This is a genomic window from Burkholderia ambifaria AMMD (assembly GCF_000203915.1).
In the GTDB taxonomy this organism is placed as follows: Bacteria; Pseudomonadota; Gammaproteobacteria; order Burkholderiales; family Burkholderiaceae; genus Burkholderia; species Burkholderia ambifaria.
Genome location: NC_008391.1, coordinates 2,462,194 through 2,487,476, shown reverse-complemented (window position 1 = coordinate 2,487,476; position 25,283 = coordinate 2,462,194). Strand labels below are relative to the sequence as shown.

Below are 25,283 nucleotides of genomic sequence, written 5' to 3'. Positions count from 1 at the left end.
CATGGCCAAGAAAACTGCCCCGCTCCTGCCGGCATCCAGTCGGCTGCTCGCCGACCTCGGCGAGCGGTTGAAGTTGGCACGTCTGCGCCGAAAACTGACGGCCAAGCAGGTCGCGGAGCGCGCCGGCATGTCGCCGATGACGCTGCGCTCCCTCGAAGCAGGCAGTTCGGGGGTGACGATGGGAGCCTATCTTTCCGTCATGCAGACGCTCGGACTCGAGGGCGATCTGGAACAGCTGGCCGCCACGGATCCGCTCGGCCGCCAGCTTCAGGACAGCCGCCTCGCATCGCCACGGCGCCCGAAGCGAGTCGCGCCCCCGGCGACCGCCGCAGCGTCGCGCACACCCGACAGGCGCGCGCGCGTCTCATCCACGTCCCAAGTCGAGGAAACAGCAACCCCGGCATCCGATCGCGCAGTGCCTGATGACAATCGCGGCACGACCGCAGCGGAGCTGGCCGCATTGCTGAAACCCGTCGGCAAGCGGCACGGGGGGACAACCAGGAAATGACGACCATCTCCGTCTATGCGGACTGGAGCGGTCTGCCCACTCCGCTGAAGCTCGGCCTTCTGCACGGTCGACAGACACGTGCCAGCGAACGGTTCGAATTCCGGTACGACGCGGCTGCGCTGGCTTCTCCGGAGCTTGCCGGCGTGCAGCTCGACCCCGGAATCGGCCTCTTCGAAGGGCCGCAATACCCACTTCCGCCACGGAACGCGTTCGGCGCGTTCGCCGATTCGAGCCCCGATCGGTGGGGCCGCATGCTGATGGATCGCCGGCTGGAGCGCGACATTCGTGCGGGCATTCGACCGAAGGGCACGCGACTCCATGAGTCGGACTACCTGCTCGGCGTCCATGATCTCTATCGGGTCGGTGCACTGCGCTACAAGCTCGACGACGCTGGAGAATTTCTCGATGACCGTATCGATCTCGCCGCGCCACCGTTTGCCGAGATTCGCGAACTGGAGCAAGCCAGTCGGGCACTGGAGGAAGACGTCGACAACATCGCCCCGGACGGTCGCGATTGGCTATCGATGCTCATCGCGCCCGGAGGCTCGCTCGGTGGCGCGAGACCGAAAGCCAGCGTAGCCGACGATCTCGGGCATCTGTATATCGCGAAGTTCCCGAGCGCGCGAGACGACTACGACATAGGCGGCTGGGAAATGGTCGTCAATGCACTGGCGGTCGGCTGCGGCCTGAACGTCGCCCAAGCCCAAGCGCGAAAATTCGCCAGCGACTATCACTGCTTCCTGGTGCGACGCTTCGATCGGACTCCCGATGGTGGCCGGCTGCATTTTGCATCGGCCATGACGATGACCGGCCATGTCGACGGCGACGATGCATCCACCGGCGTCAGCTACCTGGAATTGGCGGAAGTCCTCATGCGACACGGCGCGCAACCGAATGCCGACCTGCGCGAACTATGGACCCGGATCGTCTTCAACCTTCTGGTCTCGAATACCGACGATCATCTTCGCAATCACGGGTTCATTCTCGAACCCGGTGCGGGCTGGCGACTCTCCCCAGCCTACGACATGAATCCCGTTGCCGTAGCCGAGGGCCTCAAGCTCAACATCACGGAAGCCGATAACGCGCTGGACCTCGAACTCGCCCGCGACGTATGTGAATATTTTCGGCTGAGCCTGAAGGATGCCGACGAGATCATCGACGACTTCCGCGACATCGTTGGCCAATGGCCCACGCTCGCGACACGACTCGCGCTTTCCACGCGGGAACAGGAGCGCATGGCCGACGCGTTTCGCCTCGCGGGCAACTGACAGGGTTCAGCTACGCCGACAACCGCACGGCGAACCGAATACAATGCGTCGATCCTCCCCCGCCGCTGCGCCCACCTTGCTGGAGCCGCCATGTTCGACCTGACCACGCTGACCACCTTCACGGCCGTCGTCCTGGGCCTGTTCCTGATCCCCGGCCCCGCCGTGCTGCTCGTGCTGAGCCGCACCGTACAGGGCGGCCGCAAGACCGGCATCCTGACCGGTCTCGGCGTCGCGAGCGGCGATTTCGTGCATACGCTGTTCGCGGCCGTCGGGCTGTCGGCGCTGCTGATGACGTCGGCGCTCGCGTTCAACGTCGTGAAGCTGGTCGGCGCCGCGTACCTGATCTACCTCGGCGTGCGTGCGCTGCTCGACCGGCCGTCGTCCGATCCGTCGCTGCCGAAGGTGGCGGCCGTCACGCCGCTGAAGGCGTACCTGCAGGCGATTCCCGCCGAAGTGCTGAACCCGAAGACCGCGCTGTTCTTCCTCGCGTTCATGCCGCAGTTCGTGCATCCGGAACGCGGCTCGACGTTCGTGCAGTTCGCGGTGCTCGGGCTGATCTTCGTCGTGCTGAGCTCGCTCTACACGACGCTGATCGCGTGCTCGATCCGCCCGCTCGGGCGCGTCGTGAAGCGGCTCGCATGGCTCACGCGCTGGCAAGGGAAGATCATCGGCTCGATCTTCATCGCGCTCGGGCTGCGCGTCGCGGTGCAGCAGCGCTGACCCGCGCGTTTCGCATGACGTCCGGCGCCGCGCCTGCCGGCGAACGCCTCTATACCGACCCGCGCCTCGTCGCGGTCTACGACCGGTTCAATGCCGGTGATCGCGACTTCGCGTTCTACGCATCGCGCATCGGCGCCGCGCGGCAACGCATCCTCGATCTCGGCTGCGGCACCGGCACGTTCGCGCGGCGGCTTGCGTCGGCCGGACACGACGTCGTTGCGATCGATCCCGCGCCCGCGATGATCGGCCATGCGCGACGCCAGCCGGGCGCCGACGCCGTGCGCTGGTTCGCGTGCGGCCTCGACGGCCTGCCGCGCGGCGCGCCATTCGACGTCGTCGTAATGACCGGGCACGCGTTCCAGTGCCTGCTGACCGACGCGGAGATCGACGCGACGCTGTGCTGCGTGCGGCGCGTGCTAGCCGATGGTGGCCGCTTCCTGTTCGAAACCCGCAACCCGCGTGTCGAGCCGTGGCGTGCGTGGACACCACAGGCGTCCGTATCCCGCATCAATACGCCCGAATTCGGCATCGTCGAGTTGCACCACGCGGTCACCGCGGTCGACGGGCCGATCGTGTCGTTCGACACCGTCTACCGCTTTCACCGTGACGAAACGCACGTGAAGAGCGCGAGCCGGCTGCGTTTCATCGCGCAAAGCGAACTGCAGGCACGGGTCGCGGCCGCCGGTTTCTCGTCGGCTGCGTGGTGCGGCGACTGGGACGGCGCGCCGTTCGATGATGCAGCCAGTGCGGAGATCATCGCGCTCTGCCGCGTGTGAGCGGTGAATATCGCGGTGGTTCGACTACTTCGCGTCCAGCACCTGCCGCACGCCCTCCCAATCCAGCCCGAAGCGCGCGAGATACTTGCGCAGCCGGTCCGCATCGTTCGGCTGCTTCTTGTTCTGCCGCGATACCGCGAACAGCGTGCGCCCAGCCTCCGACAGGCTTGCCGACACGCGGCACACGTCGAGCACGCGTTCGAGTTGCGCGCGGTCGAACAAGTCGAGTTCCGCCGCACGCGTTCCGAACACGGCGTCGACGTAGCCATCCGATGCACCCGCGCCGCCCGGTGACGACCACGTGCGCGTCAGCCGCTCGACCTCCTGTTCGGCAATCGCCTCGGTAATCCTCCCCGCATCGGCGAGCGTCGCCATCCGCGTGATCGATGCGGACAGCTCGCGGAAGTTGCCGGCCCATGCCGCGCGCGGCGACGCCGCGAACGCGAGATAGCGCCGCTTCGCTTCCACGTTGAACCGCACCTGCTCGCCCTGCTCGCGGCCGAATCGATCAAGCTCGAATTCGAGGTTCGGCTCGATGTCCTCGCGGCGCTCAGCCAACCCCGGCAATTCATACGTCCACAGATTGATCCGCGCATATAAATCCTCGCGGAACGTGCCGGCCGCCACCATCTGCCGCAGGTCGCGATGCGTGCCCGCGATCAGCTCGAAATCGCTGGTCGTCTCGACGTCCGCGCCGACCGGCAGGAAGCGCTTCTCCTCGATCGCCTTCAGCAGCATCGCCTGCTCGTCGAGCCCGAGTTCGCCGATCTCGTCGAGAAACAGCAGGCCGCCGTCCGCCGCGCGCAACAGCCCGGCGCGTGCCGACTGCGCGCCCGTGAACGCGCCCTTCACGTGACCGAACAGCGTCGACATCGCAGCATCGCCACGCAGCGTCGCGCAATTGATCTCGATGAACGGGCCTGCGAGCCGATGGCGGCCGCGCTTCAACTCGTACACGCGTTTCGCGAGAAACGACTTGCCGGCGCCCGTCGGACCGACGAGCAGCATCGGCGCGCGCGAGCGCACGGCCACGCGCTCCAGTTGCTCGATCAGCGCGTTGAAACGCGCGTTGCGCGTCGCGATGCCGGCCTTCAGGAACGACACCGTTTCGTCGCGCTCGCGCGTGAAGCGCTGCGCGATCCGGTTGTAGCGCGACAGGTCGAGATCGATCACCGACACCGTGCCGGGGCCGCTCGGCCCTTCGTCGGTCTGCTTCGGCGGCCCCGTCTGCACGAGGCGCGCGGGCAGGTAGCGCGCTTCCGCGAGCAGGAACCAGCAGATCTGCGCGACGTGCGTGCCCGTCGTGATGTGGACCAGGTAGTCCTCGCGGTCCAGATCGAATGGATAGGCGCGCGCAAAGTCGTGCAGCGTCGCGTAGACCTCCTCGAAATCCCACGGATCGCGGATCGTGACCGGCGTGAGGCGAACCTCGGTATCCGGCGACAGATGCGCGAGATCGTCGCGCACCTGATTGGCGAGGCGCGTGTGGCCCGGCGGATGCAGCAGTTCGAGCCGGTCGATCGCGAAGTCTGGCTGCATGCAGAGCGACACGGTCGGCCGCCACTTGCGGTAACGGCGCGGCGCGCGGCCGCCCTGGTCGAGCACGGTGCCGAGAAAGCCGATGGCGACGGTCTTGCGCATGTTTATCTTATGGGATAAGAAGCGATCCGATTGTATCGGAATTGGGTGAGGAGGTGGACGCGGGCGGATTCCGTAGGCGCCGACGAAAATCACAAATTATTCTTTTATTTCAAAGGTTTGAGGGAATTTCTCGTCACCCACCCAGCCCGCTGGCACGCTCCTCGCTAAATAGAAAGCGCCGGATGTCCCGCTGGCCCACGAGCCAGGGTTCACAAAGCCCTGCTGGTGCGCCGCCGCCGAACCTCGTTCGTCGCGGTCGCGCATGCCGCCATGGGCAGACGAAGGCAAACGGGCGCGTACTGGCACTTCGCCCGGGTTCGAATCCCGGGGCGCCCTCCGTTCGGTAGCTCATTCGGGTAGAGCAGCCGGCGCAAGCCGGTGTGTAGCGGGTTCGAATCCCGCTCGAACACTGTCCGGAAGGACAGTCTATTGATAGAAGCAGTACCCGCCGGTGCGGGCCGACAGGCCCGCCGCGCGTCGGACCGGTTGCGGTTCCGCGCGATCGGCCGGGCGGCCGGACGGCCCGCGCGAATGCGCACGACGACGCGATGCAGGATGCGTCGCCGTGCGACCGCGCCGGACCTCCGCGCCGCCCGCCCGATCACGTCGCACCCCGATCCGTGCGATGCGTGTCGCCCGGCGGCCATTGAAGAAAAGGACAAGAATATGTGGAAGCGTCATGTGGTGAAAAAGAACGAACGCGCGCTGCTGATGAATGAGGGCGATTTCGTGAAGGTGCTCGAACCGGGTGTGTTCAAGGCCTTCGATCCGTTCAAGCGTCTGTCGGTGCAGACCGCGCGTCTCGACGCGCCGCTCGCCGATGCCGCGCTCGCCGACTACCTGCGTCACGACGCACCGGACGTGCTCGCGCACTACTTCGTCGCGATGGATCTGGGCGACGACGAAGCGGGCCTACGTTACGAAGACGACGTGCTCGTCGAGATCCTGCCGCCCGGCACGCGTCGGCTGTACTGGCGCGGCCCAATCGCGCACCGGCTGGAGCGCGTCGATCTCGCGCAGGACAGCATGCTGCCGGCCGCGCTCGCGAAGCGCATCGCGCAACCGGCGCTGCGTGCGCGCGGCGTGGCGGGCCTGACGGGCGTGCTGCTGGCGCAGGTGCCGGCGTATCACGTCGGTATGCTGAAGATCGACGGCAAGATCGAGCGGCTGCTCGAACCGGGCGTTGCAGCGTTCTGGCGCTTCAACCGCGACGTCGCGGTCGAACTCGTCGACCTGCGTTTGCAGGCACTCGAAGTCGGCGGACAGGAAATCCTGACACGCGACAAGGTCGCGCTGCGGCTGAACCTGTCGGCGACGTGGTGCTATGCGGACGTGCTGCATGCGTTCGGCCAGCTGCAGAAGCCGGTCGAGCACCTGTATCGCGAGCTGCAGTTCGCGCTGCGGGCGGCGGTCGGCACGCGCTCGCTCGACGAACTGCTGGAGGACAAGCAGTCGATCGACGAAGTCGTGATCACGCAGGTGCGTGCACGCCTCGGCCATTCCGGCGTGGACGTGCGCAGCGTCGGCGTGAAGGATATCGTGCTGCCGGGCGACATGAAGACGATCCTCGCGCAGGTGGTCGAAGCGGAGAAGTCCGCGCAGGCGAACGTGATTCGCCGTCGCGAGGAAACGGCAGCGACGCGTTCGCTGCTGAACACCGCGAAGGTGATGGAAGAGAACCCGACCGCGCTGCGGCTCAAGGAGCTGGAAACGCTCGAGCGCGTCGCGGAACGGATCGACCGCATCTCGGTGTTCGGCGGCCTCGACCAGGTGCTGAACGGACTCGTCAGCATCAAGGGCGCGTGATGGATGAACCGGCGCGGCGCATGCGTGCCGCGCCGGACGAATGAACGAATGAATGGTGATGCAAATGAGTAACGACGATTTTCAGGTGATGGAACTGGCGAATGGCAAGCCGGTGAAGATGTGGACGCAAGGTGTCGCCGTCGAGGACGAAGCGCGCGCGCAACTGCGCAACACCGCGCAGATGCCGTTCATCTTCAGCCACGTCGCGGTGATGCCGGACGTCCACCTCGGCAAGGGCTCGACGATCGGCAGCGTGATCCCGACGAAGGGCGCGATCATTCCGGCCGCGGTCGGCGTCGACATCGGTTGCGGGATGATGGCCGCGCGCACGACGCTCACCGCCGCGGACCTGCCGGACTCGCTCGGCGGGCTGCGCAGCGCGATCGAGCGTGCGGTGCCGCACGGCCGCGCGCCGGGCCGTCGCGATCCGGGCGCATGGGGCGAGCGCAGGCCGGCCGCCGTGACCGAGTCGTGGAAGTCGCTGCTGCCGGGCTTCAAGCGCATCGTCGACAAGTATCCGAAGCTGGAAAAGACGAACCACTACGCGCATCTCGGCACGCTCGGCACCGGCAACCACTTCATCGAAGTGTGCGTCGACGAAGCGGACCACGTGTGGTTCATGCTGCACAGCGGCTCGCGTGGCGTCGGCAATGCGATCGGCAGCCTGTTCATCGAACTCGCGCAGGCCGACATGCGGCAGCACATCGCGAACCTGCCGGATCGGAACCTCGCGTATTTCGCCGAGGGCAGCCGGCACTTCGACGATTACGTCGAAGCGGTCGGCTGGGCGCAGGACTACGCGCGGCGCAACCGGCAGGCCATGATGGATGCGGTGATCGGCGCGGCGCGCGGCGTGATCGCGAAGCCGTTCTCGGTCGACGAACATGCGGTGAACTGCCACCACAACTACGTGCAGCGCGAGCGCCACTTCGGCGAGGACGTGCTCGTGACGCGCAAGGGTGCGGTGTCCGCGCAGAAGGGGCAGCTCGGGATCATTCCGGGCTCGATGGGTGCGAAGAGCTTCATCGTGCGCGGGCTCGGCAACCCGGAAAGCTTCTGCTCGTGCAGCCACGGCGCGGGCCGGACGATGAGCCGTACGGAAGCAAAGCGCCGCTTCACGGTCGACGACCAGGTGAACGCGACGCGCGGCGTCGAATGCCGGAAGGACGCGGGCGTCGTCGACGAAATTCCGATGGCCTACAAGGACATCGATGCGGTGATGGCGGCCCAGCGCAGCCTCGTCGAAGTGGTGCATACGCTGCGGCAGGTGGTGTGCGTGAAAGGATAGCGCGGTGCGCGGCCGAGGGCCGGCGGCCGCGCACGACGAAAAGGAAACGACAACAATGAAAACGGAAAAATTGACACCCGTGCGAAGCGCGCACCCGGTCGATCCGGCCGTACGGGCGCGCGTGATGGCGGAACTTGCGGAAGTCGAACGCCGCCACGATGTGAGCGTGCTGTTCGCGTGCGAATCGGGCAGCCGCGGCTGGGGGTTCGCGTCGCCGGACAGCGATTACGACGTGCGCTTCGTGTATGCGCATCGACGCGACTGGTACCTGAGCGTCGAACCGCAACGCGACGTGATCGAGCGGCCGCTCGACGACGAGCTCGACGTCAGCGGCTGGGAGCTGTGCAAGGCGCTGCAGCTGCTGCGCCGCTCGAACCCGACGCTGCTCGAATGGCTCGACTCGCCCGTCGTGTATCGCGAAGATGCGCGCTGGGCGCCGCGGCTCAGGTCGCTGGCGTCGGCGTTCTTCTCGCCGGTGCGTGGGCGTCACCACTACCTCGCGATGGCGAAGAAGAACTTTCGCGGCTACCTGCAAGGCGACACGGTGCGCTACAAGAAATACCTGTACGTGCTGCGGCCGCTGCTCGCGGTGCGCTGGATCGACATGGGGCTCGGGATGCCGCCGATGCGCTTCGCGGATCTCGTCGCCGGCACCGTGCACGAGCCGGCGGTGCGCGCGGAACTCGACGCGTTGCTCGCGCTGAAGATGAGCGCGAACGAAAGCGAATACGGGCCGCGCCGGCCGGCGATCCACGCGCTCGTCGAGACGATGCTCGCCGATGCCGAACACGATCGCGAGTACAAGCGGCCGTGGGGCGACGTGGCGATGCTCGATGCGTTCCTGCGTGACGTGGTCGACGATCGATGAAAAGGGAATGGCGCGATGCCGGTGGGCGTCGCGCCGTTTTCGCATTTGCACTCGTCCGACCAATGCAGGCCAGCAACGTACGTGCCCGCACACTACGCGTCGTCGCCGCGATCACCCCCCGTTGCGGCGGTATACTCGATGCCGTTCGGTCAAGCGCGCCGCCGCATGCGCCGCAGCCTTCGACGTGCCCCGCTTGCTGACGATGCGCTTGCACTCCGACATCTTCCGCCCGCCCATCCATAGTCGATACGAACCGCCATGTCGCACCGCCTTTCGCTCGCCGTCGCCGCCCTCCTCGCCGTTTCGCCGATCGTGGCCCAGGCTCGTCCGCTCACGCGGCCGCCGGTCGAGCGCGACTTCAAGAACTGGTCGGTCGTCTGCGACAACGGCAACCGTTGCATTGCCGAAAGCGATAGCGACGAAATCAATGACGCACGCTCCCGTCTCATCCTGCGCGTGACGCGCGACGCCGGCCCGGACGCGCAAGCATCGCTCGACATTTACGCGGCGGCGCCGCTGGACCTGCGCACCGCACGCGCCGACGGCCGCCCGTTCGATGCGATGGCGGCCCAATGGCATGCATCGGGCGGGAAACCCGATGGTGACGACCCATACCCGTTCCGGGTCCGGGCCAATGATCCTGCAACGGTTGCCGCATGGCTCACCGCATCGCGCAATGCGCAGTTGCTGAGCTTCGGCGATTCGGCATCGGCACAAACCGCACGCATGCCGTTGGCGGGCTTGAATGCCGCGTTGCTGCTGATCGACGACACGCAGGGCCGCGTCGGCACCGTCACGGCGCTGCTGCGCCCGGGCAACCGGCCCGCGTCCTCGGTGCCGGCCGCGCCGGCACTGCCGCCCGCGGTCACACCGGCGCCGGCCGTCGCCAACCTGTCGGCCGTCGAGCAGCGCCCGCTCGTCGACGCGGTGCTCGCGAAGTTCGGCGGCGACGTGAAGCAATGCGCGGCCGATGTCGAAGACGAAATGTCGGCAAGCGACCGCAGGAAAGCGTCGCGCGCGGTGGCGATCTCGGCCGACGAAGCGCTGGTCGCGATACCGTGCCAGACCAGCAGCATGTATAACCACACCGACCTGTGGTATCGCGTGCGACGGACCGCACCATTCACGCCGACAGCGATGAATTTCGGCGAGAACGCGAACGCGGGACTCGATCCGGCGTCGTTCCCGAACGAGCTGACCGAGGCCCGCTATGACCGCACCAGCGCGACGCTGTCGAGCAAGGTCAGGCTGCGCAATGCCGGCGATTGCGGCTCGACCGCATCGTGGATCTTCGACGGCCGACGCTTCCTGCTCAACGACATCGCCACGCGTGGCACGTGCAACGGCCTGCTCGACGATCAATGGCCACGCCTGTATCGACGTGCCGATGCGGCAGCAAGCCCGCGCTGACGCGTCACATCACTTGCCGACGATCGAGATCGAGAACCCGTCCCAACCCTTCTGCCCGACCGTCTGCACGGCCGTCGTCGTGAGGTTCGGCTCGGCCACGAGACGCGCGAACCCGTCGCGCACGCCGACCACGTCGGGCTCGCGATTGTCCGGATCCGCCACGCGCCCGCCACGAACGACGTTGTCGACGACGATCACCGTGCCGGGCCGCGATAGCTTCAGCGCCGCGTCGAGATAGACCGGGTTGCTGTCCTTGTCGGCATCGATGAAGATGAAATCGAACGGCGCTTCACCCGCATCGACGAGCCGCGCGAGGCTGTCCTTCGCGCTGCCGACCACCACCGTCACGACTTCCGCGAACCCCGCACGCGGGATGTTCCGCGTCGCGACCTTCGCATGCTCGGGGTTCAGTTCGAGCGTCACGAGCGTGCCGCCTGGCGGCAACGCGCGCGCGAGCCAGATCGTGCTGTAGCCGCCGAGCGTGCCGATCTCGAGAATCCGGCGCGCGCCGCGGATCGTCGCGAGCAGTTGCAGCAGCTTGCCCTGGTTCGGCGCGACGTTGATCGCGGGCAGCCCGGCCGCGTCGCTCGCCGCCAGCACCGCGTCGAGCACGTCGTCGGACGGCACAAGCGTCGCGGAGAAATACGCATCCACCTGGTTCCAATGATCCTGATTCATTGCGCACCCCTTGTTTGCGGAAAAGGCATTTTATGCGCCGCGCCACCATAAGCAACAAACCAATCGTTCTAAGGGTAGCCGGGCACGTCCTCCTATAATCGCTCGACCACCACAACAACAGACGGAGCACCCATGACCGATCAGGCCGCATCGAACTGGCGCCTCGAAACCATCGCCGTGCACGGCGGTTATCGCCCCGACCCGACCACGCGCGCGGTCGCGGTGCCGATCTATCAGACCGTTGCGTACGCATTCGACGACACGCAGCACGGCGCCGACCTGTTCGACCTGAAGGTCCAGGGCAACATCTACACGCGCATCATGAACCCGACGACGGACGTGCTCGAGCAGCGGATCGCCGCGCTCGAGGGCGGCATCGGCGCACTCGCGCTGGCGTCGGGCCAGGCGGCCGTCACGTACGCGATCCAGACGATCGCGGAAGCCGGCGACAACATCGTGTCCGCCAGTTCGCTGTACGGCGGCACCTACAACCTGTTCGCGCATACGCTGCCGCAATACGGGATCACGACGCGCTTCGCCGATCCGCGCGACCCCGCATCGTTCGAGCCGCTGATCGACGCGCACACGAAGGCGATCTTCGCGGAATCGGTCGGCAACCCGCTCGGCAACGTAACCGACATCGCCGCGCTCGCCGACATCGCGCATCGCCACGGGATCCCGCTGATCGTCGACAACACGGTGCCGTCTCCGTACCTGCTTCGCCCGTTCGAACATGGCGCGGACATCGTCGTGCACTCGCTGACGAAGTATCTCGGCGGCCACGGCACGAGCCTGGGCGGCGCGATCGTCGATTCGGGCAAGTTCCCGTGGACGCAGCACGCGGATCGCTTCAAGCGGCTCAACGAGCCCGACGTCAGCTATCACGGCGTCGTCTATACGGAAGCGTTCGGGCCGGCTGCCTATATCGGCCGCGCGCGCGTCGTGCCGCTGCGCAACATGGGCGCAGCGATCTCGCCGTTCAACGCGTTCCAGATCCTGCAGGGCATCGAGACGCTCGCGCTGCGCGTCGAGCGCATCAGCGACAACGCGCTGAAGATCGCGCAGCATCTCGCGCGCCATGAAAACGTCGAATGGGTGAACTACGCGGGACTGCCCGATCACCCCGACCATCCGCTCGTCGCGCGCTACCTGTCGGGCCGCGCGCCCGGCATCCTGACCTTCGGCGTGAAGGGCGGCCGTGACGGCGGTGCGAAGTTCCAGGACGCGCTGAAGCTGTTCACGCGGCTCGTCAACATCGGCGACACGAAGTCGCTCGCAACGCATCCGGCGTCGACGACGCACCGCCAGCTATCGCCCGCCGAACTCGCGAAGGCCGGCGTGAAGGAGGAAACCGTGCGGCTGTCGATCGGCATCGAGCATATCGACGACCTGCTCGCCGATCTCGATCAGGCGCTCGCGCAGGTATGACCCGAAGCGGGCGGGCGGACACGCCCGCTTTCAGACCTCTTCACCTTGCAACGGCTTCAAGGTGTTCGAGCCCGAACCGCCGCCGCATGGCGCGCGCCCGTGAGATCGTGATTGTGCGACGACGGTTTCGTCACCGATCGAAGGCGAATCACGCGAGTCACACCGCGACGCATTCGCCCCTGCATGACAAAAATTTCATGTTCCGATCAGCTTCGCGATGGGTCGCTTCGATACGATCGACAACGTGACGGGCAATGCCCCTTACACCCACGCAAGCGATTCGCTGCCGCACGGCACGAACACGCGTTAGGCCCGGACACGTGAAGTGCCGGGCCTTTTTTTGGTTCATCGCGGATTACGGGGGGGAACGTTCGGGAGGAACGTCGGCGTTCGGCCAAGAAAGGTCGCTCGATACCTTCATTAGAGGCGTCAACAATCAACTATGATGGACGCTGCGCAAAGCAGTCCCCCCTTGCAACTAGGCTGCGATCGACCAACGTTTTATCTAGCTATCACCATGGCGAAGCCCATATTGACAGTATTGCTGAAGAGGCCGTTTCCGGACGCTTTTCGCTTTATCGAGGCGATGCTTCAGCCTCTAGGATTTCTGCTTCTCAATCCCGAAAGCAGACAAATTATGCACTGGAGCGACGAGGGCGAACAGATCCCGATTCCCCTCGACAAGATCAGCGATGAAGCATCTACGGGAACGATTAAGAACGTTCAGTTTTGGAAAACCGGCTGCGATGATCTATTCATGTCTTGGGTTGATACGTCATCGGGGTGGAGCTTTTCCTTTCATCTTGACGGCGTCGCCCCGGAACTGAAAGTTGCGTTGGCGACCGCACTCTCGAATTCAGTTCTGATCGATCTCAAACAGCAGTACGAAGACGAGTGTGCTTTTAGAATCGATTTCGACTAACGCCGCACCCAACGACCGCTTTCAAGTGAATCGAGAGGCCGCTCCGGTCGAGCCATGTAAGGACGGAAGGCTGGCGCGTCATCATCGCCGATACGCCACACGACATTCGATATTTTTTAACCGGGACTAGAGTTTGTCGACGGTAATCGTGTCGCTACGGGACGCCTATGAATCAGGTACTATTGGACAAAATTTCAGAAGAGCTTTGGGGCGGTGGTTTGAATTACTGTGTGTTTCTTAAGGCGTACACGGTTGCGGCCGCCAATCTTCATCAATCTGCCGAGTTAATCTCGACTGCACTTGGTGAAGGAGCAATCGTAGTTGATGTCGTGGAGGTAGGTGTTGAGTCGGTCGTCGATACAGTAAAATTCAGTCTTCTCTATGCCGGCGACAATTCGGCAGGACCGTCAAAAGAAGCTCTCGAATCGGAGGTTCTAGCGGGAATGCTGGGCGAGCTTTTGTTGGAATTGCGTCTTTTGATGGCGAAGGCAACAAGTGTCGAAGCGTTCGCACTTAAGGCAGGGCATCCGTTCTATCCAGTCTTTTGGGACTTTGCCTTTATATTCCGAAGTGCTTCGAATGCCACGATTTTCATCGGTGCAAGTTCAGATTGAGCGAGAGTCGCAATTGTTATCGACGTACGTCCGCTATCGGGTTCCCCGGAAGACCGCTTCGGGTCGGCATGCGCCCGACTACATCGGGCGGCAAGCAGGCCGGCTACGGCCTCCGCTTTGGGGCCACCTGCCGGCAAGTTTCGGCCACTCGACCCAGTGCTTCGGTAGTCGATAATCGTGAGAAAGCGTATCGCATCCCGGGCGATTGACACAGGTGAGTAAATGCAATCAGAGCTTCCTATGGCTGATGCCGTGCCACGTGGCATCAACAAGGCAAAAATTCTATCCCAGGTGCGCAACAAGTTTGCAGGGGCGCTGAGCAATGACACAAAGTGGAACGAGCTGATTTCTTTCATGCGCGGTCTGGACGGATGGCGACCTTCCTACCGTTCAAAGTGGGTCAATGGCCATGTATCGAGATGGGATGTCGAGTGGTTCTACCACCTGCCGTTTCCATTCGTGGGAGTTGAGTGGATTGATATCGGATTGCATGAGCCGGCTTCGGTCAGGCACGAGCCCATCGATCACTCAGCGCTTGTTTTGAGTAAGCTCGCGGAAATAGGTTTCGAATTTGAGGCGAGAGGCGGCGTCGCCAGAGTCTGGGGCTATGCCCCGAAGTCTTATGAAGATTTTCCGCCAGACGCATCGCTCTGACCAACACGGCGCCAGTCGGAATCGAGGCAGATGGGTGTGCGGGAGTTTTCGGTGGCTCAGCTTACTCCCCCGACTTGGCGAAACTTTCTCGGGCAAGACTGTGTCTGGGGACTTGAGGATTTTGTCCCGATGGGCGCAGGTGCTCGTGTCCCTACGGATACCACACCACATCCCGAAACCGTGGCGAGTGGCCGCTACCGACAAATCCGACGGGCCGCTCCGGGTCGGCAAGCGACGTCTACGGAAATCCACGAAGAATTTTTTTGCATGGTCTTTCACGCGGCCACGGTATTCAGCGCGCGACGTTGCGCTGCGGAAACAGGCACGGATGCGTCTTCACGTACAGGTTCGGATTGCCGCAGCGATGTCCCGCGTAGTCGATCTGCTCGCCTGGCATCAACTCGTCGGCGACGGGCTTTGCTTTTGCCGCACGGGTCGATGCGGCCGGTCCGGTGCCTGGGCGCACGGACGCGCAGCCTGCGAGAAGCGAGACGAGAAGCGGGACGAAAAGCATGACGAGGCGGGACGAGCGGACAGACAGGCGATTCATTTGACAAACGAATGGAAGAGTCGTGACGGGCCCGTCCGCTATTGAGACTCTCGCGGCGAACGATGCGCATGCCAGCGGCCGGATCGCATATCGGCGGCGATGCGCCCGACATGTCCGCCGCTAGTTGACTGCATGTTCCGCTTTGCTCCCCTCACTTGCATGACCCGAACATGACGATTGCGTCACGCCGGCCATCGCGCAATCTGACGCACTTTTCATCTTCCGATCACGGTCACGCCCGGCCGCTTTCGCATACTGAATGCATGGATCGCCACCCGGCGGCCTCATCAAGGAGAGCTCCATGCAAACGACAAAACTCACGGCACTGTTCGTCACCGCCACGCTGTCGCTCGGCATCACCACGCAAACCGCGTTCGCGCAAACGCAAGCACAAGGCAAGACCCGCACGGAAGTCAACAACGAACTGAAGCAGGCGCAACACGACGGTGTGTTGCCGACGAGCAAGACGCAGTACCCGCCGACCAGCGAGATGATCGCGCGCAACAAGGAACTTCACGTGATTTCGGTGCATGCCGGCGAGAAGACGCCGCAGGCCGGCCATCACGACAGCCTCGCGACACGCTGATGCCGGTGAGGTGTGTGCGCTGCCCGGCGATAGCGGGCAGCGTGTCGCATCGGCGGTCAGGCAGGTTCAGTGAAGGGTGCGGCGTGACCACCGCACGGCAGAAAGACGAAGTTCGGACAGTCGACACGCGTGCCGTGGAGAAGTCCGGCACGCGCGTTATACGCTCCCCCGCTTCGCACGCCGACGTCGCACCAGCCAGTCAAGCAACTCCCGCCCGTCTCGCTCACCAAACCAGCGCGCGTGCCCGATCAGATAACCGTCGTACGCGACATCGACGATCGCCGGCGCGTCGATGATGCACCCGAAATACGCGACCTCCGACAGCGCGAACTCCGTATGCACGATCGGCAGCATCGCGACCAGCGCCGCGTACGCATCGTCGCTCAGCGGTTCGAGCGATTCGTAGCCGTCGAGCAGCGCATCGATGTGCGCATATTCGATGCGGCGCGCGTCGGGCGGCGCCATCCAGTCGACGGTGTTGCGCTCGATCGCAAGCGCGACATCCATCACCGCGCAGGTGCGATCCGACAAGCCGAAGTCCAGCACGGTGCGCACCTGCGCGCCGGGGCCGGCGCCGGTCCACAGCAGGTTCGACGCATGCCAGTCGCCGTGCGTCCACAGCGGCGGCAGCCCGGGCAACAGCGGCACGAGGCGCGCGTGATACGGGCCGATCGCATCCGCGACATCGCCGCGCCAGTCGCGCGTGCCGAGCGCGCGTACCAGCAGCGGCTGCGCGTCGACCCAGCGTTCGAGCGCGCCCGCGAGATCGTCGGACGACAGCACGCGGAAACTCGACAGCAGCGTGCGCACGGGCCGCGCCGGCGCGTCGTAACCGGCCGACGCGCGATGTAGCTCGGCCAGCGCGCGGCCGGCCGCGTAAGCGTGCGAAGGATGCGTGAACGGCTGCCACGACATCACGCCGCGATACGCGTCGACGCCGGGCGCGACCACATGCACCTCGTACGTCCAGTCGCCGCAAGCAAAGGCCGTCGCGTCGTTGCGATCGGCCAGCACATCCACCACCGGCATCCCGCGCGCGCGCAGATGCGCGATGAAACGATGCTCTTCCTCCAGCCCCGCGACGTCGCGCAGGCTTACGTGATGACGCTTGACGAACAGTGCGCGCCCGTCTGTCATCCGCACCAGCGTGGCCGCCGCGAACTGACGCGGACTGTGCCAGGTCAGCCGCGCCGGTTCGCCGGCGCCGTCGATGCGCGCGAGCAGCGCCGCCACCTCGTCGTGCGTCATCAGCGGCCAGTCGCGTTCGGCCTGCTCGCCGTCGACACCGAACTGCGGCGGTGCGACGTCCGGCGATAGCGGCCCGTCCGGCTCGAGGGGAAATGACATGAACGACGTAGCTCCGTAGTTGAATCGGCCCGTGAATCAGCCCGCCGGGTTCGCGCTCGCGCGCAGCGCGTCGGCCGTGCGGCTCCAGTCGCGCCAGCCGATCACGGCGAGCGCGATGAACAGCGCATAGAGCCCGGCCGTCAGATACAGTTCCTTGAACACGAACATCCCGACGTACACGACGTTCACGACGATCCACAGCCCCCACGACGCGATGTAGCGCCGCGCGGTCCAGTATTGCGCGACGAGGCTGAACGCGGTCAGCGACGCATCGACGAACGGCAGCGCGGCGTCGGTCCAGCGCGCCATCATCCCGCCGAGCAGCGCGCTGCCGACGACGGCCGCCATCAGGTCGGGCAGCATCTGCCGCGGCCGCACGCCGGCGACGGGTGCGACGTCGCCGGCCGGCGCCGCGCCGCCGCTCGCCTCCAGCGTACGCTGCGCGATCCAGCGGCGCCAGCCGTACACCTGCAGCACGGCGAACGCGCCCTGCAGCAGCATGTCGGAATACAGCTTCGCATCGAAGAAGATCCAGCCGTACAGCGCGACCGACGCGAGCCCGACCGGCCAGCACAGCATGCGCCGCTTCGCGGTCAGCCAGATCGCGAGCGCGCTGACGATCACGCCGGCGATTTCGAGTGGGGACATCGTCCGTGTTCTCCTGGTTAGCTGCCGGGGCCGCGTGTCACGCGGCCGGATCCGGTCGATCAGAAATCATAGGTCAGCGACACGCGCGCGGTGCGCGGCGCGCCCGGGAACAGATACGCGTCGCCCTGCTGCTCGCCCGCGTCGCGCCAGTAGAACTTGTTGAACAGGTTGTCCACCGACACACGCAGCACGGTGCGATGGCCGCCGATCTTCGTCGTATAGCGCGCGCCGAGATTGAACACGAACCACGACGGCACGCGCGCGGTGCCCTCTTCGTTCGCGTTGCGGCCGCCGCTGTACTCGACGCCGCCCAGCATGTTCAGCCCCGCGACGCCCGGCACCGCGTAATCCGCGTACAGCGACGCGCGCAGCGCCGGCACGTTGATGATCTGGTGCCCTTCGTACGCCGGCGAACCCGAATCGTACGCGCGCGCGCGAATCGCCGCGACGCTGGCCGTCAGCGACAGCCGCTCGGTCACGCGCCCGGCTGCGCCGAGCTCGATCCCCTGGTGGCGCTGCGTGCCGCGCTGCACGAACGTGTAGCTCGTGCCGGACGTATCGGGGTCGGCGAACTGGAACGGCTTGCTGATCGAGAACACGGCGGCCGTCAGGCTGAGCCGGTCGAGCCAGTCGTATTTCGCGCCGAGCTCGAACTGGTGCGATTCGACCGGCGGCAGGAACGCATACGCGTTGGTCGCGCGCACCGGCGCCTGGTCGCCGAGCGACAGCGCCTTGCTGTACGACGCATACAGCGACAGCACGTTCACCGGCTTGTAGACGAGCGCGACCTGCGGCAGGAAGACCGAGCGGTCGGTGTGCGTCGCGTCGCCGTCGAGGCTGCTCCAGCTGCGCTGGCGCAGCAGCACCTCCTTGCCGCCCGCGAGCACCTGCCAATGATCGCCGATGCTGATGCGGTCGAGCCCGAACACGCCGTATTGCCAGGAATCGAGCTGCGGATACGACGACCCGGCCGTGTTCGGCGACGGCGCGAACGCGATGTCGGGCCCGTAGATGTTCTCGCTGCCGACGTAGTCGTACACGGCGTTCGCCATGTGCACGACGCGGCGCTGCACGCTCACGCCGAGCGTCAGCTCGTGGTGCAGCGGCCCCGTCGCGAACTTGCCCGTCGTCACCGCGCGCAGGTCGTCGTTGCGGCGGTATTCGCCGGGGCTGCGGAAGTCGTACACGTCGTAGTCGCCGTTCGCGCCGAAGAAGAACGGCGACGTCGCGCCGGCCGTGCAGCTCGGCGCGTAATAGCAGCCATACGCGAACGCGCTGTTGTCGTCGATCATCGTGCGGCTGCGGCCCGCGGCGATGTAGGCGTTCCAGTCGTCGTTGAACCGGTAGTCGAAGCGCGCGTTCAGGTTCAGCGCGTCGGTCGTCACCGGCTTCGCCCACGGCTGCGTGCCGAGCGCCTTCGACGTCGTGTTGACGGACGGCACGACGGTGCCGCCGAGCAGCTGGTAACCGGGTGCGGAACGCTGGATCCACTGCTGGAATTCCGCGTTGAACTGCAGGCTCGCGCGCGGGCTGATGTCCCAGTCGGCGGCGATCGAGCCGAACGTGCGCCGTCCGTTCGTGCCGTCGATGTACGAGTGCATGTTCTCCTTCGCGGCATTGATCCGGAATCCGAACTGGTGGTCGGGGCCGAAGCGGCGGCCGAGATCGACGGCCGCCGACGTCGAGCCGCGGCTGTCGACGCCGGTCGTCACGCTCGCGACGTTCGCCGAGCGCTTCGTCACGAAGTTGATCACGCCGCCCGGCGCGACCACGCCGCTGTCGATGCCGGCCAGCCCCTTCAGGATCTCGACGCGCTCCTTGTTCTCGAGCGGCACGTTCTGCTCGCCGGATACCGTCAGCCCGTCAATCCGGATCGCGCTCGCGAGATCCACCGGGAAGCCGCGAATCGCGAATCCTTCGAAGTAGCCAACGGGCGCGTAGTCGTTGACGACCGACGCATCGTTGCGCACCACGTCGCTCAGGCGCTTGGCCTGCTGGTCGTCGAGCTGCGCGCGCGTGACGACGCTGACGGAGGCCGGCGTGTCGCGCAGCGGCGCGTCGTCGAGCCCCGCGACCGACGCTTCGCGCGCGCGAAACGCGCCGCCGCGCTCGCCGCTGATCGCGATCGCCGGCAGCGTCGCGCTGGCGGCCACATCGGCTTCGGGAGCCGGCGCGTCGCCCTGTGCCGCGGCGGCCTGCGCCGCGAAAAGCGTGATGCCGAGACCGATGCCCGCGCCGACCTTCGCGCGCCGCCGCCGTGCGGGCGCCGCTGTTGTTCTATTCACCGTCATTGTTCTGGATGGAAAACTCGCCACTCGACCCTGTCGAAACACGTTATGCAGCCGCGAAGCGCGACCTCGCGCATGACCCGGCGAGCCGCCGGGCACGACATTCATCGGACGAACCTGGCGATCCGGCCGCTTGCGTGCCGATCGATCGGGAATGCGCAGGATGGGACATCGGATGCCGGTGACGCGCCGGGCGCCGACGCGGCCGCCGATCCGTGGATCGCGTGCGTTGTCGGGCGACCGGCTGTGTCGCGCGGTGTTGTCATGCAGGGGACGCTTCGAACGCCGCGGTGCGGGCGCCGGGCCTTTGCGTGCGCCGTTCGTCGGAACGGCGGAATGCCCGTCGCGCGCGACATCGCGGCGTGGCGCGCATTTTACCCCGGGCGGGGCTGACGGCCGGAGAATCGGCCGAAACGGAAGGCGGGAAGCGGGAGGGGGAACGCGGGCATGGCAGCCCGCGTGATTCGGCGAGCGCTCAGAACCCCTGCATCGTCACCGTCGGATCGACGACCAGATGGACGACGCCGTAGATCACCGCGCCGACCAGCACCGCGAGCACGATCGCGACGAACGGCAGCAGCGTGAAGTTGACGTTCGCGAGATCGGACGCGTGCGCCTTGCTGTTGCGTACGCCGAAGAAACTCCACAGAACCAGGCGGATCATGCTGAACAGTTTCATGATGTTGCTCCTTTCCTCTATCGGTTGACGCTATCGTCGATCCGACAGGCCTCCTGAAAAAGAAGCAGTTGCGAGCGTTTTTTGCGCAGCACGGGCTGTGCGACCGCATGCCGCACGCACGTCAGCGGTCGAGCACGAGCGGCTCCGTGGCCCCTTCGGCAGGCTGAGCGACGCACAGCAGCGCGCAACCGGGCTCGACCGGCGCGTCGTGCGACTGCACGTAATCGACCGCCCCCGACAGCACGCGCGTCGCACAGGTGCCGCACGACCCCGACCGGCATTCGGACGGCACCGCCACGCCCTGACCTTCCGCGAATTCGAGCAGCCTGCCGTCGGCAGGCGTCCACGCGGCGTCGCGCGCGGAACGTCGGAACACGACAGGCACGCTCGCCACCGACGGCACTCCCGTCGCGCGGGCCGCACTGCGCACGACACTCGACGGCCCGAACGCCTCGAAGCGGATACGCTCGTCCGGCACGTTCAGCGCACGCAATCCGTCGTACAAATCGCGCATGAACGCGGACGGCCCGCACAGGTAGAAATCGTAGTCGTCGAACGGCAGGATGCGCTTCAGTTGCGCGACGTCGATGCGGCCCGGCCGCGCCGCGCCGTCGCGCTGCGGCCGGCTGTCGAACCAGTGCAGCGCCACGCGTGCGTCGGTGTCGGCGATGCGCGTCAGCTCCGCCGCGAACGGCCGGTCGGCCGTATCGCGCGAGCCGTGCACGAACACGACGCGGCGCGACGGCGTGTCGTCCGCCAGCGCGCGTCGCAGCATCGCGAACATCGGCGTGATGCCGATGCCGGCCGACACCAGCACGGCCGGACGCGGGCTCGCGACGTCGAACGTGAAGCGGCCGCGCGGCATCTGCGCATCGAGCGTCATCCCGGCATGCGCGTGGTCGTGCAGCCATGCCGACACGCGTCCTTCGCGCTTCACGGTGATCCGGTAATGCGGTGCGCCGGGTGCATCGGAGAGCGTGTAGCTGCGGATCGCGGGTGCGTCGCTGTCCGGCAGCGCGATGCGCAGCGTCAGATGCTGGCCGGCTTCATGGGCCGGCAGCGCGCCGCCGTCCGCCGGTTCGAAATGAAACGAGCGGATCGCGCGCGCTTCGTCGACGATCTTCGCGATGCGCAGCGGGCGCCAGTTGGACGGCGATGCGGATGCAGGCTCCGAAGCCGCCTGCGCACCCGCGTTCGCCGAGCCGTCGGCTATCGCCGCAAACTGCGGCGCCCGCTCGGGCACCGACCATCGGAACGGCAACACGCCCCGCGTGCGCCGCACTTCGCGCACATGAAACCGCACGACCCGCTGCGCACCATCGAACGACGCGACGAGCGGCCCGTCCCACACGATCTCCGCCCGCGCGGCGACATACAGCACGTCGCCGCTGTCGAAATCGATGAACAGCAGCCCCGCGCGCGGATCATGCTGCAGGTTGCCGAGCGTGTTGAAGAAGCGGTTGCCGCTGAAATCCGGCGTCGTCAGCGTGCACGCGTCGTCGACGCGCACGAAGCCCGGCATGCCGCCGCGATGCGACACGTCCGCGCCGCGCGCGGCGCCCGCATCGGCCGACGTGTTCGCGCTCGCGACGAAGAACGTATCGGCCTGCGCAAGCAGCGCGCGATCCGCGTCACTCAAGCGGTCCGACACGTCGGCCGTGCCGGACGCATCGCCTTCACGCGCGACGAACGTAGCTTTGCGACCCTGGATGTACTTCGCGCAGTTGCCGAAGCTCTGCTCGACCGCGATCGTCAGCGCGCCGCCGTCGACAGCACGCACGACGCCGTTCACGCGATTGCGCCGGCGCGTGTCGAACTCGATGCCGAGCCCGCCGAGCGGCGCACCCGGCTGCCACGCACCGGCCAGCGGATCGCCGGGCAGCGCATCGCCGCCGATGTGCAGTGTGCGCGCGTCCGGCGCCGTCACGAAGCCGGGCATTCCGACCCGCAGCGTCGCCCACGGCTGGCCGTGCGCGTCGACGCCGCCGAGCACGAAGAACGGCAGTTGCGCAAAAAACGCCCGGTGCTGGTCCGGCATGAAGCGCCGGATCCCGCGCCGGCCGGCCGCCCCCGCAGCCTCCGTCACGCCCGCGCGCTGCTGCACGGCGAGCTCGCCCGCATGAAAAGGCGCAACGTCGAGTTCCCAGCCCGGTACGGCGGCGGTCGGCGCGGTCATCGTGTTTCTCCCGGTAAAGACGTGTCGTGGATACGTGTCGTGGCGCGTCAGGCGGCGAGCAGGCCGGCACGGGTCGTCGGCATGCCGACGAAGCCCGGCAGCGCCTCGACGCGCGCGAGCCACGCCCGCACGTGCGGATACGGTTCGAGCGACACGCCGCCCTCCGGCGCGTGCGCGATGTACGTGTAGGCGGCGATGTCGGCGATCGTCGGCTGCGCGCCCGCGGCGAACGGCTTGCCGGCCAACTCGCCGTCGATCACCGCGAGTATCTTCGCGGCCGTGCGCTTGGCCGCGTCGTGATCGAGCGGCGCGTTGAACACGGTGACGAGCCGTGCGGCCGCCGGCCCCGATGCGATCGGCCCGGCCGCGTACGACAGCCAGCGCTGCACGGTCGCCGCGCCGGCCGCATCGTCGGGCAGCCAGTGCGCGTCGCCGTAGCGCTTCGCGAGATAGACGAGGATCGCGTTCGAATCGGCGAGCACGGTGCCGTCGTCGTCCATCACCGGCACCTGGCCGAGCGGATTGATTGCGAGGAACGCGGGTTCGCGCTGCGCGCCGGCCGCGAGGTCAACGTCGACGATGTCGGACGGCAGCCCGAGCAGCGACAGGAACAGCCGGACGCGGTGCGCATGCCCGGACAGCGGGAACGAATAGACACGAACCGGACGGACGGGCTTGCTGGCGGCTGGCATGGAAAGGCTCCTGGATCTCGCGCCGCCGGGAATCGGCGACGACCAGCCCGCAGCGTAGCGCTCGCCGCTCACATCCAGAAGGCGGATAATCGCTGAAACATTATCCTTTCCTATAGGACAATCAACGATGGCCGACCTGCGCGACGTGAATCTGAACCGGCTGGCGATCTTCGTCGCGGTGGTCGATGCCGGCTCGCTGACGGCCGCAGCCGAGCGGCTCGGCCTCGCGAAGACGGTCGTCAGCACGCACATGCAGCGCCTCGAATCCGAAGTCGGCGCGAACCTGCTGGTCCGCACCACGCGGCGGCTGAGCGTGACCGATGCGGGGCGCGCGTTCTACGACGCGTGCCGCGACATCGTGCGCGCCACCGAAAGCGCGCTCGACGCGGTGTCGTCCGACGCGGGACCGTTGCGCGGCACGCTGCGCGTGAGCGTACCGATCGACTACGGCGCGCTGGTCGTCGCGCCGGCGATCGTCGCGCTGCGCGATGCGCATCCGGGGCTCGACGTCGAACAGATCGCGAACGACCGCGTCGTCGATCTGGTCGCGGACAACCTCGACGTCGCGATCCGCCTCGGCCGCCTCGAGGATTCGAACTATCGCGCGGTGCAGCTCGGTCAATACGAGAAATGGGTGGTGGCGAGCCCCGCGTTCGTCGCACGACATGGCCTGCCGCGCGATCCGGACGCGCTCGCCGCGCTGCCGTTCGTGATGCTGTCGACGCCGTCACGCCCGCATACGCTCGAACTCGACGATACGAGCGGCGGCCATGCGTCGGTGCGCTGCACCGCGCCGGTCGTGTCGAACACCGCGACGGCCTGCCGCGCGATCGTGCTCGCGGGCGGCGGCTTCGGGTTCCTGACGGATTTCTCGACCGCGGAGGACATCGCGGCCGGCCGGCTCGTCCGGCTGCTACCCGCCTGGCGTTCGGCGCTGGCGGGGATTCATGCGGTGTATCCGTCGACGCGGTTGCCGTCGCGGACGGTGCGCGCATTCATCGACGCAATGAAGGCGCGGATCGCGGAAACCGCGCCGGCGGCAACGGATTTTCTCGCGCCGAATTAATCGCGCCATTTATTCACAAAAAATCTCATATTGATTTTCGAGATTTTCATATAACCTTATTCCCGGTAATGCGCGGAATCGCGTTTTACCGAAACGCTTCAATTCTCCGCCTTATTCCAATCAAGGAGTTTGAACATGCAAACCGCCGCAATTTCCTGGGGAACCACGCCGTCGATTCGCGTCTACACGGCCAACGGCAACAAGATCACCGAGCGCTGCTACGACGGGTCGAACTGGTACACGGGGGCGTTCAACCAGGCCGGCGACAACGTGTCGGCGACGTGCTGGTTGAGCGGGAGCGCCGTGCATATCCGCGTGTATGCGACCAGTGGGGGCTCGACAACCGAATGGTGCTGGGATGGTGATGGCTGGACCCGGGGCGCATACACGGGCTTGTAATCTCGCAGTGCACGCGCGCGACACGTTTCGCGTGCAGGGCCGACGCAACGTCAATTTTCATTGGCGTCGCGCCGGCTTGTTTCATTTAAATTCGATTATCGATATTCGCAAGCCTGAAAATCAAAAATGAATATAGCCAACGACAACTTAGTGAAATTCTGCGCCTTGTTAATATAGATCCCCACCCGTTAATTACCATTACGGATTGCATGCGAGAATTCACCAAGACGAAACATGGATCGAATCGCGACATGCGCGGAATCGCGCTTCG

At 66.1% G+C, this 25,283-nt stretch carries 23 protein-coding genes and 1 tRNA gene; 16 read left to right on the top strand and 8 right to left on the bottom strand.

From position 1 onward, the window contains the following. Position 1 precedes the first annotated feature (1 nt). From BAMB_RS27120 to BAMB_RS27105, 4 genes are all read left to right on the top strand, one after another. Complete coding sequence (locus BAMB_RS27120) at positions 2-508, top strand: helix-turn-helix domain-containing protein (RefSeq protein ID WP_011660354.1); 507 nt, start codon at positions 2-4, stop codon at positions 506-508. Further along, the gene (locus tag BAMB_RS27115; RefSeq protein WP_011660353.1) at positions 505-1,776 is read left to right on the top strand and encodes a type II toxin-antitoxin system HipA family toxin; all 1,272 of its coding nucleotides are present in this window, start codon (positions 505-507) and stop codon (positions 1,774-1,776) included. Before BAMB_RS27120 ends, BAMB_RS27115 begins: the two co-directional genes overlap by 4 nt. A gap of 90 nt (positions 1,777-1,866) precedes the next feature. Further along, entirely contained in the window at positions 1,867-2,496 is a 630-nt protein-coding gene (locus BAMB_RS27110; protein WP_011660352.1) for a LysE family translocator, read from the top strand. A gap of 14 nt (positions 2,497-2,510) precedes the next feature. Next, on the top strand, positions 2,511-3,272 hold the full coding sequence (locus BAMB_RS27105; protein WP_011660351.1) for a class I SAM-dependent methyltransferase: 762 nt from the start codon (positions 2,511-2,513) through the stop codon (positions 3,270-3,272). A gap of 24 nt (positions 3,273-3,296) precedes the next feature. On the opposite strand, the gene rtcR is transcribed toward BAMB_RS27105, so the two are convergent. Further along, positions 3,297-4,913, bottom strand: coding sequence for an RNA repair transcriptional activator RtcR (rtcR, locus tag BAMB_RS27100; protein WP_011660350.1), 1,617 nt, complete (start codon positions 4,911-4,913; stop codon positions 3,297-3,299). A 337-nt stretch (positions 4,914-5,250) separates the two neighbouring features. Between rtcR and BAMB_RS27095 the strand changes: the two genes are divergently transcribed. The 5 genes from BAMB_RS27095 (at position 5,251) to BAMB_RS27075 (ending at position 10,285) form a co-directional block, all read left to right on the top strand. Beyond that, positions 5,251-5,323: transfer RNA gene (locus tag BAMB_RS27095), tRNA-Cys, on the top strand. A gap of 256 nt (positions 5,324-5,579) precedes the next feature. Continuing rightward, complete coding sequence (locus BAMB_RS27090; protein ID WP_011660349.1) at positions 5,580-6,719, top strand: slipin family protein; 1,140 nt, start codon at positions 5,580-5,582, stop codon at positions 6,717-6,719. Positions 6,720-6,783: 64 nt separating this feature from the next. Then, positions 6,784-8,007 carry an RtcB family protein gene (locus BAMB_RS27085; RefSeq protein ID WP_011660348.1) on the top strand — a complete coding sequence of 408 codons (1,224 nt, stop codon included), beginning with the start codon at positions 6,784-6,786 and terminating at the stop codon, positions 8,005-8,007. 55 nt (positions 8,008-8,062) lie between these two features. Next, positions 8,063-8,875, top strand: coding sequence for a nucleotidyltransferase domain-containing protein (locus tag BAMB_RS27080; RefSeq protein ID WP_011660347.1), 813 nt, complete (start codon positions 8,063-8,065; stop codon positions 8,873-8,875). A gap of 258 nt (positions 8,876-9,133) precedes the next feature. Continuing rightward, the gene (locus BAMB_RS27075) at positions 9,134-10,285 is read left to right on the top strand and encodes a DUF1176 domain-containing protein (protein WP_011660346.1); all 1,152 of its coding nucleotides are present in this window, start codon (positions 9,134-9,136) and stop codon (positions 10,283-10,285) included. 9 nt (positions 10,286-10,294) lie between these two features. On the opposite strand, the gene BAMB_RS27070 is transcribed toward BAMB_RS27075, so the two are convergent. Beyond that, positions 10,295-10,963 (bottom strand): O-methyltransferase, encoded by a 669-nt coding sequence (locus BAMB_RS27070; RefSeq protein WP_011660345.1) that lies wholly within the window; start codon positions 10,961-10,963, stop codon positions 10,295-10,297. A 132-nt stretch (positions 10,964-11,095) separates the two neighbouring features. On the opposite strand from BAMB_RS27070, the gene BAMB_RS27065 reads away from it, so the two are divergent. The 5 genes from BAMB_RS27065 (at position 11,096) to BAMB_RS27050 (ending at position 15,717) form a co-directional block, all read left to right on the top strand. Next, positions 11,096-12,391 carry an O-acetylhomoserine aminocarboxypropyltransferase/cysteine synthase family protein gene (locus BAMB_RS27065; RefSeq protein ID WP_011660344.1) on the top strand — a complete coding sequence of 432 codons (1,296 nt, stop codon included), beginning with the start codon at positions 11,096-11,098 and terminating at the stop codon, positions 12,389-12,391. A gap of 442 nt (positions 12,392-12,833) precedes the next feature. Continuing rightward, positions 12,834-13,313, top strand: coding sequence for a hypothetical protein (locus BAMB_RS27060; RefSeq protein ID WP_011660343.1), 480 nt, complete (start codon positions 12,834-12,836; stop codon positions 13,311-13,313). Positions 13,314-13,480: 167 nt separating this feature from the next. After that, positions 13,481-13,927, top strand: coding sequence for a hypothetical protein (locus BAMB_RS35600; RefSeq protein ID WP_011660342.1), 447 nt, complete (start codon positions 13,481-13,483; stop codon positions 13,925-13,927). Between the two features lie 222 nt (positions 13,928-14,149). Then, the gene (locus tag BAMB_RS34550) at positions 14,150-14,581 is read left to right on the top strand and encodes a DUF6678 family protein (RefSeq protein WP_011660341.1); all 432 of its coding nucleotides are present in this window, start codon (positions 14,150-14,152) and stop codon (positions 14,579-14,581) included. Positions 14,582-15,432: 851 nt separating this feature from the next. Further along, positions 15,433-15,717, top strand: coding sequence for a DUF4148 domain-containing protein (locus BAMB_RS27050; protein WP_011660339.1), 285 nt, complete (start codon positions 15,433-15,435; stop codon positions 15,715-15,717). A gap of 156 nt (positions 15,718-15,873) precedes the next feature. On the opposite strand, the gene BAMB_RS27045 is transcribed toward BAMB_RS27050, so the two are convergent. The 6 genes from BAMB_RS27045 to BAMB_RS27020 form a co-directional block, all read right to left on the bottom strand. Beyond that, entirely contained in the window at positions 15,874-17,064 is a 1,191-nt protein-coding gene (locus BAMB_RS27045) for a phosphotransferase enzyme family protein (RefSeq protein WP_011660338.1), read from the bottom strand. A gap of 36 nt (positions 17,065-17,100) precedes the next feature. Continuing rightward, positions 17,101-17,712: a nicotinamide riboside transporter PnuC gene (gene pnuC / locus BAMB_RS27040; RefSeq protein WP_011660337.1), complete on the bottom strand. Its 612-nt coding sequence runs from the start codon at positions 17,710-17,712 to the stop codon at positions 17,101-17,103. A 59-nt stretch (positions 17,713-17,771) separates the two neighbouring features. Further along, positions 17,772-20,003 (bottom strand): TonB-dependent siderophore receptor, encoded by a 2,232-nt coding sequence (locus BAMB_RS27035; RefSeq protein WP_011660336.1) that lies wholly within the window; start codon positions 20,001-20,003, stop codon positions 17,772-17,774. A gap of 472 nt (positions 20,004-20,475) precedes the next feature. Next, a complete protein-coding gene (locus BAMB_RS27030) occupies positions 20,476-20,679 on the bottom strand; it encodes a DUF2970 domain-containing protein (protein ID WP_006750787.1) in 204 nt (67 codons plus the stop codon). 121 nt (positions 20,680-20,800) lie between these two features. Continuing rightward, on the bottom strand, positions 20,801-22,855 hold the full coding sequence (locus BAMB_RS27025; RefSeq protein ID WP_011660335.1) for a pyridoxamine 5'-phosphate oxidase family protein: 2,055 nt from the start codon (positions 22,853-22,855) through the stop codon (positions 20,801-20,803). A 47-nt stretch (positions 22,856-22,902) separates the two neighbouring features. Continuing rightward, the gene (locus BAMB_RS27020; protein ID WP_011660334.1) at positions 22,903-23,547 is read right to left on the bottom strand and encodes a glutathione S-transferase family protein; all 645 of its coding nucleotides are present in this window, start codon (positions 23,545-23,547) and stop codon (positions 22,903-22,905) included. A gap of 127 nt (positions 23,548-23,674) precedes the next feature. On the opposite strand from BAMB_RS27020, the gene BAMB_RS27015 reads away from it, so the two are divergent. Further along, positions 23,675-24,613 (top strand): LysR family transcriptional regulator, encoded by a 939-nt coding sequence (locus BAMB_RS27015; protein WP_011660333.1) that lies wholly within the window; start codon positions 23,675-23,677, stop codon positions 24,611-24,613. A 135-nt stretch (positions 24,614-24,748) separates the two neighbouring features. Beyond that, positions 24,749-25,012 carry a fucose-binding lectin gene (locus BAMB_RS27010; protein WP_011660332.1) on the top strand — a complete coding sequence of 88 codons (264 nt, stop codon included), beginning with the start codon at positions 24,749-24,751 and terminating at the stop codon, positions 25,010-25,012. The last annotated feature ends 271 nt before the right edge of the window (positions 25,013-25,283 follow it).